The sequence below is a fragment of the Methylobacter sp. Wu1 genome, assembly GCF_036553575.1.
In the GTDB taxonomy this organism is placed as follows: Bacteria; Pseudomonadota; Gammaproteobacteria; order Methylococcales; family Methylomonadaceae; genus Methylobacter.
On record NZ_JAZHOC010000046.1, the window covers coordinates 39,550 to 47,533 of the forward strand.

Genomic DNA, 7,984 nt, shown 5'->3' on the forward strand with positions numbered 1-7,984 from the left:
TAAGCCAATGAAAAGAACATATCAACCCAGTAAAATCAAACGCGCCAGAACTCACGGTTTCCGCGCAAGAATGGCCACACGCAACGGTCGTAAGGTTTTGAACGCTCGCAGAGCAAAAGGTCGCGCCAGATTAACGGTTTAATTGACCGGTGCGTGATTGAGAAAGATTTCAGTTTTCCCCCACAGTTACGGTTAAAAAAACCGGCTGAATTTAAAAAGGTTTTTGCTAAGCCTGTAAAATCAAGCGACCAATATTTCACGCTGTTGGCCATCAGGAATGATCTCGATCATCCGAGGCTAGGCTTGGCAATTGCCAAAAAAAATATAAAAAAGGCAGTACAACGGAATTTGATTAAACGTATTGTCCGGGAAAGCTATCGGTTAAAACAACAAAACCTAGGGAATATAGATATTGTTGTTTTGGCTCGCAGGGAAGCTGCAGATGCTCCGCCGGACTTGTTAAGAAAGTCTTTGGAAAGGCATTGGCTTAAGTTGGTAACCCGATGCGATTCATACTCATAACACTCATAAAGTTTTACAAGTACTTTATTAGCCCCTTGCTTGGCAATAATTGTCGCTTCTATCCCAGCTGTTCCGCCTATGCCGTGGAAGCGCTTCAGCTTCATGGCGTTATAATCGGCTCCTATCTCACGCTCAGAAGATTATCAAAATGCCACCCTTTCCACGAAGGTGGCATTGATCCCGTTCCAGAAAAAATTGGTAATAATAAAAATGGATAACATTAGATTTATATTGATCGTTGTTTTTGCAATGCTCGTCTTTATGCTATGGCAAGCCTGGCAAGTGGATTATGGTCCAAAACCTCCCGTCGCAGTGACAGATACGACAAACACTAAGGAAGATCTGCCTTCCGCAGCCGGCACCCCTGCCCCGGCAGAAACTACCCAGCAGGAAACTTCGGCCGTACCGGCTGCAACCCTGCCCTCAGGCAAAATCATCAAAGTAAAAACCGACTTACTGGCCTTGGAAATTGATACTCAAGGCGGCACATTGCGCAATCTGGATCTGCTGGCTTATCCGGTGGAAAAAGAAAATACAATTGTCATTCGCCTGCGCGACATGCTTGGCTTGCCGGCTTCCGAAAAAAACCTTGCTCCGACACGCCTATTTGACAGCAATCCGGACAAATTATTTGTGGCGCAAAGCGGCTTGATTTCCGAAGGCGGGTCAGCAAACGCGGCTACGCACCATACCATTTTCAATAGTGAGAAAGACAGCTACGTGCTGGAGCCCGGTCAGGACACACTGACAGTACCATTGACCTGGACCGACAACAATGGTCTGGTTGTGACCAAATTATTTACGTTTAAACGCGGCAGTTATCAGATCGGCCTGGAACAGAAAGTACAGAATAACTCTGCACAAGCCTGGACCGGCAGACAGTATAGCCAGTTGATGCGCAAGCCTTATCAGGATGAAAAGAGTAACACCTTTATCAGAACCTATTCAGGCGGCGTACTTTATACCGAGGCAGAAAAATATCAGAAAGTCGATTTTGACGATATGGCCGAGGAAAATCTGAACGTCACGGCTAAAGGCGGCTGGACGGCCATGATTCAACACTATTTCGCTGCCGCTTGGATTCCTCCCGTCGACCAGGAAAACCATTTCTATACTAAAGACTTAAAAGACCAACATTATGTGATTGGCGCCTATTCCGCCCCCGTCATGGTAGCCAGCAATACCAATGCCCAGTTTGCTACGCAATTATTTGCCGGTCCTAAAATTCAGCCGATGATGGAAAATATCGCCAGCGGTCTGGAACTGACCGTTGATTATGGCTGGCTGACCATTATCGGCAAACCTATTTACTGGTTGCTGAATCAAATATACAACGTGGTCGGCAACTGGGGATGGGCGATTATCGGCGTGACTTTGTGTATTAAGCTGCTGTTCTTCCCGCTGTCGCAAGCCAGCTACCGGTCAATGGCGAAAATGCGCAAAATCCAGCCGCGTCTTAAAGAGATGCAGGAGCGTTTCGCCGATGATAGACAGCGTTTCAATAAAGAAATGATGGATATGTACAAACGCGAGAAGGTTAACCCCTTAGGCGGCTGTCTGCCGATTCTGATCCAGATCCCGGTTTTCATTTCCCTTTACTGGGTGCTGGTTGAAACGGTTGAAATCCGCCAGGCGCCATTCATGCTGTGGATACAGGATTTATCGGCCATGGACCCTTTCTATGTGCTGCCTGTGCTGATGGGCATTACCATGAAAATCCAGCAAGGTTTGAATCCGCCGCCGATTGACCCTATTCAGGCCAAGATCATGAAAATGTTCCCTATCGTATTCACCATTTTCTTCCTGTTCTTCCCGGCAGGTCTGGTTCTGTACTGGGTAGTCAATAATACCTTGTCTATCCTCCAACAATCGTATATTACTAAACAGATCAACGAAGCAAAGTAACGTGTATTAGTGGACATCGAAAATTTTGATACCATTGCAGCAATTGCAACACCGCCAGGGAACGGCGGTGTCGGTATTATCCGCATTTCAGGCCCTGACATTCCGGTCATAGCCAAACAACTTCTCACCAAACCGCTGCAGCCCAGGTTTGCGCTGTTTTCTTCTTTTCTCGGTGAAGACGGCTCGGCGATTGATTCCGGCATCGCGCTTTATTTTCCTGCTCCCGCTTCCTATACCGGTGAAGACGTGCTTGAGCTTCAGGGGCACGGCGGCTCTGTGGTGCTGGATATGCTGCTGCGGCGCGTTTTATCGCTGGGCGTTCGATTAGCCAACCCCGGCGAATTTACCGAGCGCGCCTTCCTGAATAACAAACTCGATCTGGCACAAGCTGAAGCTGTCGCCGATTTGATTGAAAGCAGCACCGAACAATCCGTGCGCTCCGCACAGAAATCCATGCAGGGTGTTTTTTCGCAACAGGTCAACGCGCTGGTTGACGAGCTGACAGAACTTCGGACCTATGTCGAGGCCGCTATCGACTTTGTCGATGAAGAAATCGATTTCCTGAGCGATGGCGTCGTGGAAAACCGCATCGTTCATTTATTGGAGCGCATCGAACAGATTCAGGCCACCGCGCAGCAAGGCCGCCTGTTGCGCGACGGCATGACGGTCGTCCTGGCTGGCAAACCTAATGCCGGCAAATCCAGCCTGCTCAATGCCCTGGCCGGACACGATGCGGCCATTGTCACCGATATTGCCGGCACTACGCGAGATGTCTTGAGAGAGCGCATACAACTCGATGGCATGCCCTTGCATGTAATCGACACGGCCGGCCTGAGAGAAAGCGAAAACGTTGTAGAAAAGGAAGGCATCCGCCGGGCCCAGGAGGAAATCAAGCAGGCCGACAGGATTTTGTTATTGCTGGACAGTCGCGAAAGCGAGGATGAACAGCAATTGCTGTCTTATTTACCGGACAATGTCAGCATCACCAAAATTTACAACAAAATAGATTTAATCGGTAGGGAGCCTGAAATACGGCAGACAGCGGCAAGCTTTGAAATTCACCTGTCCGTTAAAACCGGCGCCGGCATGGAATTGCTAAGTCAACACCTGAAGCAATGCATGGGCTACCATGAACAAACCGACAATGTATTTATTGCCCGAAGACGCCATATTGAAGCTTTGAGAAAAGGCCATGAATTTGTTCTGAGCGCTTTGCACCAACTCCAGGACAGCCAGGCCGGCGAACTGGTCGCAGAAGATTTAAGACAGGCCCAGAACAGTCTGGGTGAAATCACCGGTAAATTTACGTCGGATGATTTATTGGGAAAGATATTTTCCAGTTTCTGTATCGGAAAATAACCAGAAATTATTGAGAAATTAAAAGGAAGAGCTTCGGGGAAAAGGAGCAGCTATACCAGAACGCCAAGAGCTTTTCTGGTATAGCTTAATGATTATTAAATCATTCCTTTCAGATCGTTGAAAGCTTTTTCAGCGCTTTGCAATTCTTGCTCTGCTTCTTGTAAAGAGTTGTTTTTAGCATGATTGCGAGCATTTTTCAGCATGGTGTTCGCTTTTGAACGTGCTCTGTCTACTTTATCATTAGCATTGATTTCTTTGCTTATATCTAATGCTCCTTTAATCAGGTCAGCAACAGCAGCGCCTTTTTCTCCGTTTTTGATAGCATCTTGTGCTGCTTTAATTTTATCCACAGTCATATTAATCGCTTCAGCAGGCGCGTACTCGATTCTGCCTTTTTCTGCTTCAGCCATTGCTGAAGTTGAAACAGCTCCCATTGATGCAGCAATCAATAAAGACAGTAAGACTTTTCTTAAGATTTTCATATTGCACTAATTCCACAAGTTGTAGTTATTTCGAGTTATATTGGCAGTATAACTATCGATTTTCATGGTTAAGAGTTATCTACCGGCGGTAATTCTAACACATTTTGAAGATTTTCAATCGTTAAGGCGATTGAAAAAGATTAGATTATGTAGGGAAATTTAAAGTCTTAAAATTTAGCCGCTCAATCACAGGGATAATTAAACCTGATCTGATAGGACATTAGCGGGTTTTAGCCATCACTTCTTGAAAACCGGCTAGCTTTTTTCAACAATTGTTTTGAGGCTGGCATGTGATTTTTGCCGGCTACAACGCGCCGCTTCCGACTTTATTGCGCTGAAATCGGGTTGAATATTATTCATCATCCCTTTTAATATCGAGGAGGATCTCTCCGCTTTCGTCGACAGACAATAAAAATAAAATAGGCGCGCAACAAACCGGACAATCTTCATAATATTCCTGTGCGCCGGAAGAAGCATCCACAAGCATATCAATGGTTTCGCCGCAATAAGGGCAGATCACATCGACTTCTTTCAAGTCGTTCATGTTCACGCCTTTCGCAGCAGTCCGTCCATCCAGGACACAGGCAGTATGCGTTTGAGAAAACCGAACAAATAAGTCGGGAAAGTCACGTAATAGCGCAATTTAGGGCGTTTGGCTTCCAGCGCATGAATGACTTTTTCGGCGACAGCTTCGGCAGGCAAAGTAAACGGCGCGACAGGGCCTTCTTTCTGCAGGCGTTCTTCCATGTTTTTATAGATTTCCTTATGCACGCTGTTTGCCGAATCGATATTTTTCTTATACAGCTCGAACGCGTTTTTTCTGAAATTGCTCAGGATCGGCCCGGGCTCTATCAGTGAAACATGAATATTGCTGCCGTGCAGCTCGAGCCGCAATGTGTCGGCCAGGCCTTCCAGCGCGAATTTGCTGGCATTGTAAGCGCCGCGGTAAGTCATCGCGACGAATCCCAACACCGAGCTGTTATAAATAATGCGGCCATGACCCTGTTGGCGCATGATTGGAATCAGCAGATTAGTCAGCTCATGGGTGCCGAAGAAATTGGTTTCAAACTGGAAACGCAGCACATCGCGGCTTAGATCCTCAACAGCGCCGGGTTGGCCGAAAGCGCCATTATTGAACAATGCGTCGATCCTTCCGTCCGTCAATGCCACAACTTGCCGGACCGCCTGGCGGATACTGTCACTGTCAGCCAGATCCAGCTGCACGGCGGTAAATCCTTCCTGGCTTAATCTGGCGACATCTTCGGGCTTTCTTGCCGAAGCGATGACGTTGTGGCCGCGCTTTCTTAATTCGACGGCCGTGACATAACCGATGCCGCTGGAGCAGCCCGTGATCAATATGGTTTTCGATGGATTCATAGAACGATTATTGGGTTAATTCCTGCTCGTTATAATAAAAGCTTTTGCCGCTGCTGCAGTTGATCAAGAAGACCAATGCATCCTGGGTGCTTCTTGCATTGAGCTCAGACGCTTCGACGCGGCTGCACGCCCCGGTCGCCAGAGCCCGTTCTGCCGCCTGCCTTCTGAAACGCTCTATATCCGGCAAACGGTTCTGGTGATTCTTAACCACAACAGGTAATTGGTCAAACTGATACGGTGGAATTGCATAAGCTGAAAACTTCCCGGGATTATTCTTGATGAGAAACTGATTTTTGGCGCTTTCATCGGCAGCCGCCTGCTTTAACTGTGCCTGCCTTTGTTTTAATCTCTCTTGTTCAAGCTTGTCCTGATCAATTTTTTTCTGCTGTTCCAGCTGTTGTTTTTGTTGCTCATCCAGATCGGTGGAGCCGCCGGTTTTGACATTCAGTTCGATGTTCCGTTGCCCTGCTACACAGGGCGTTGATTGATAAGCTGTTTTGCCGTCAGTTCCCGTGCATTTGTAAACGCCGGCGGACGCATGGGCGGAAAAAAGAATTCCCAGAAAAATCACTGCAAATCGCATCGCACTCCCCAGTATATTATGTATAAAAGTAAGATTGAAAAGATTATAGGTGATATCAGGAACTTTGCTCATCCTGCCAATAGGATTGCTCAGTGTAGTAACGGCTCGAAAACAAAAACAGTACAGCATTAACCAACATTAAGCCGGTAAAAAACCAGAAATAATCCGCGCCGGCCAGTTTGCTGGAACCGTCGGCATTCTGGATCAGAAAATTGACGGCGCTGGTCAGCAGATTGCCGGCAGCTACCGACAGAAAATAAAGCGCCATGACAAATGACTTCATGGTTTTGGGCGCCTGTGTATAAGAAAATTCCAGGCAGGTCACAGAAACCATGACTTCGGCCGATGTCAGCAATAAATAAGCCAGCAACTGCCAGGTGATAGACGGAGACAAGCCGTTATCGATGTCGATTTGTATGAAGCCGGCAATGGCGAAAGCCAACGCAGTCAGGAACAAGCCGATCGCCATTTTTCTTAATGCCGTCAATTCAACGAACCGGCTTAAAAACGGGTAAACGCCATACGAAAACAGCGGCGTCAGCAGCATGATCAATAAAGGATTAGCGGCCTGGATTTGTGATGGCAACAATTCAACTCCGAAAATCATTCGGTCCATTTTTTGCGCCTGCAGTATCCACGATGAGCCGGTTTGATCGAATAAGGCCCAGAATATGGCAATAAAAGCATAAACGGACGCCAGTTTTTTCAAAGCCGTCAAACCGGCAGCGCTGAACATGTCTCTGACAAATACCATGCCGGCCGGCGGCACATGCACATAGCGGTAGCGGCCCGCCCAGAACGTAAGCGTAGCCAGCAGCATTAAAAGACCGGGAACGGCAAAGGCCACCGAAGAACCGTAATGATGCAGCAGCCACGGAATAATCAGCATCGAAGTGAAAGCGCCCAAATTGATGGAGAAATAAAACCAACTGAAGACCTTACCGACCAAATGCCGGTTATTTACGCCAAACTGGTCGCCGACATTTGCGGAAACACAAGGTTTTATGCCGCCTGAGCCGATCGCAATCAACCCCTGCCCGATCAATAAACCGAGACGCGTATCGTCAATCGCCAAAGAAAAATGGCCCAGACAATAAATCAGAGATAGATAAATGATCGTACGGTATTTGCCCAGCAGGCCGTCGGCCAATAAAGCGCCGAATAGCGGCATTAAATACACAGCCGAGGTAAACAAATGAAAATAACCCTGGGCTTCATTTTCAGACATGACATCAGGCCGGCCCGAAGCGTCTACCAGATACTGTGTCATAAAAATCACCAGGATGGCCCGCATTCCATAATAACTGAAGCGTTCAGCCGCTTCATTGCCGACGATATAAGGAATGCCGGTAGGCAGCGAATCAGATGGGTCTGGTTTGGTTTTATAGATTTCCATGATCATGCTCCTTTGCGTTTTCCGCCGATAATCATAACAAAATAGAATATTTAAAACCTATTGTTACTATTACCTGGAAAAATTCTGTTGATAAGTCTTAATTTTTATTTAATATCAATTTCTTATAACAAGTAATATTTTGCGCCTAACGTTATCCACAAGTTGTGCGCAGATTGTGGATAACTTGCTTGCTGAAATTGTTTGCACAGTAATCCACAGGTAACTCATAGTTATACCCAGAAGCAGGGCAAGCGCATATAAATCTCAAGAAGAAAAAATGACCTGCTCCCTAAATTGATCATTTAATGCCGCTCGAAACCGCTTGCGTTTGATACTCAATTGGGAGGGTTCATTTTTCAA

Annotated in this window: 10 protein-coding genes; 5 read left to right on the forward strand and 5 right to left on the reverse strand. The window is 46.9% G+C overall.

Translation table 11 applies throughout. From position 1 onward, the window contains the following. The first annotated feature begins 7 nt into the window (after positions 1 to 7). The 5 genes from rpmH to mnmE are packed head-to-tail and all read left to right on the forward strand — an operon-like array spanning position 8 to position 3,786. Positions 8 to 142, forward strand: a complete 135-nt coding sequence (gene rpmH, locus V2P20_RS07340; protein WP_194968948.1) for a 50S ribosomal protein L34 — start codon at positions 8 to 10, stop codon at positions 140 to 142. After that, positions 142 to 522: a ribonuclease P protein component gene (gene rnpA, locus V2P20_RS07345; RefSeq protein WP_331817592.1), complete on the forward strand. Its 381-nt coding sequence runs from the start codon at positions 142 to 144 to the stop codon at positions 520 to 522. Before rpmH ends, rnpA begins: the two co-directional genes overlap by 1 nt. Continuing rightward, the gene (gene yidD, locus V2P20_RS07350) at positions 504 to 740 is read left to right on the forward strand and encodes a membrane protein insertion efficiency factor YidD (protein WP_331817584.1); all 237 of its coding nucleotides are present in this window, start codon (positions 504 to 506) and stop codon (positions 738 to 740) included. Before rnpA ends, yidD begins: the two co-directional genes overlap by 19 nt. Continuing rightward, positions 733 to 2,427: a membrane protein insertase YidC gene (yidC, locus tag V2P20_RS07355; RefSeq protein WP_331817585.1), complete on the forward strand. Its 1,695-nt coding sequence runs from the start codon at positions 733 to 735 to the stop codon at positions 2,425 to 2,427. Before yidD ends, yidC begins: the two co-directional genes overlap by 8 nt. 9 nt (positions 2,428 to 2,436) lie before the next feature. Then, positions 2,437 to 3,786: a tRNA uridine-5-carboxymethylaminomethyl(34) synthesis GTPase MnmE gene (mnmE, locus tag V2P20_RS07360; RefSeq protein ID WP_331817586.1), complete on the forward strand. Its 1,350-nt coding sequence runs from the start codon at positions 2,437 to 2,439 to the stop codon at positions 3,784 to 3,786. A 95-nt stretch (positions 3,787 to 3,881) separates the two neighbouring features. Here the strand turns inward: mnmE and V2P20_RS07365 are convergent, their stop codons facing one another. The 5 genes from V2P20_RS07365 to V2P20_RS07385 form a co-directional block, all read right to left on the reverse strand. Then, the gene (locus tag V2P20_RS07365) at positions 3,882 to 4,268 is read right to left on the reverse strand and encodes a hypothetical protein (protein ID WP_331817587.1); all 387 of its coding nucleotides are present in this window, start codon (positions 4,266 to 4,268) and stop codon (positions 3,882 to 3,884) included. Positions 4,269 to 4,620: 352 nt separating this feature from the next. After that, a complete protein-coding gene (locus V2P20_RS07370; protein WP_331817588.1) occupies positions 4,621 to 4,812 on the reverse strand; it encodes a CPXCG motif-containing cysteine-rich protein in 192 nt (63 codons plus the stop codon). Positions 4,813 to 4,814: 2 nt separating this feature from the next. Continuing rightward, positions 4,815 to 5,645, reverse strand: coding sequence for an SDR family oxidoreductase (locus V2P20_RS07375; protein ID WP_331817589.1), 831 nt, complete (start codon positions 5,643 to 5,645; stop codon positions 4,815 to 4,817). Between the two features lie 7 nt (positions 5,646 to 5,652). Next, positions 5,653 to 6,300, reverse strand: a complete 648-nt coding sequence (locus V2P20_RS07380; protein WP_331817590.1) for a DUF4124 domain-containing protein — start codon at positions 6,298 to 6,300, stop codon at positions 5,653 to 5,655. Beyond that, on the reverse strand, positions 6,284 to 7,624 hold the full coding sequence (locus V2P20_RS07385) for a POT family MFS transporter (RefSeq protein ID WP_331817591.1): 1,341 nt from the start codon (positions 7,622 to 7,624) through the stop codon (positions 6,284 to 6,286). The genes V2P20_RS07380 and V2P20_RS07385 overlap by 17 nt, the downstream gene beginning before the upstream one ends. Between the last annotated feature and the right edge of the window lie 360 nt (positions 7,625 to 7,984).

Bases quoted from the DNA above. Each gene is read 5' to 3' on its own strand.
- rpmH (WP_194968948.1), top strand. From the start codon at position 8: ATGAAAAGAACATATCAACCCAGTAAAATCAAACGCGCCAGAACTCAC.
- yidC (WP_331817585.1), top strand. From the start codon at position 733: ATGGATAACATTAGATTTATATTGATCGTTGTTTTTGCAATGCTCGTC.
- V2P20_RS07365 (WP_331817587.1), bottom strand. From the start codon at position 4,268: ATGAAAATCTTAAGAAAAGTCTTACTGTCTTTATTGATTGCTGCATCA.
- V2P20_RS07385 (WP_331817591.1), bottom strand. From the start codon at position 7,624: ATGGAAATCTATAAAACCAAACCAGACCCATCTGATTCGCTGCCTACC.
- V2P20_RS07380 (WP_331817590.1), bottom strand. From the start codon at position 6,300: ATGAGCAAAGTTCCTGATATCACCTATAATCTTTTCAATCTTACTTTT.
- V2P20_RS07370 (WP_331817588.1), bottom strand. From the start codon at position 4,812: ATGAACGACTTGAAAGAAGTCGATGTGATCTGCCCTTATTGCGGCGAA.
- yidD (WP_331817584.1), top strand. From the start codon at position 504: ATGCGATTCATACTCATAACACTCATAAAGTTTTACAAGTACTTTATT.
- V2P20_RS07375 (WP_331817589.1), bottom strand. From the start codon at position 5,645: ATGAATCCATCGAAAACCATATTGATCACGGGCTGCTCCAGCGGCATC.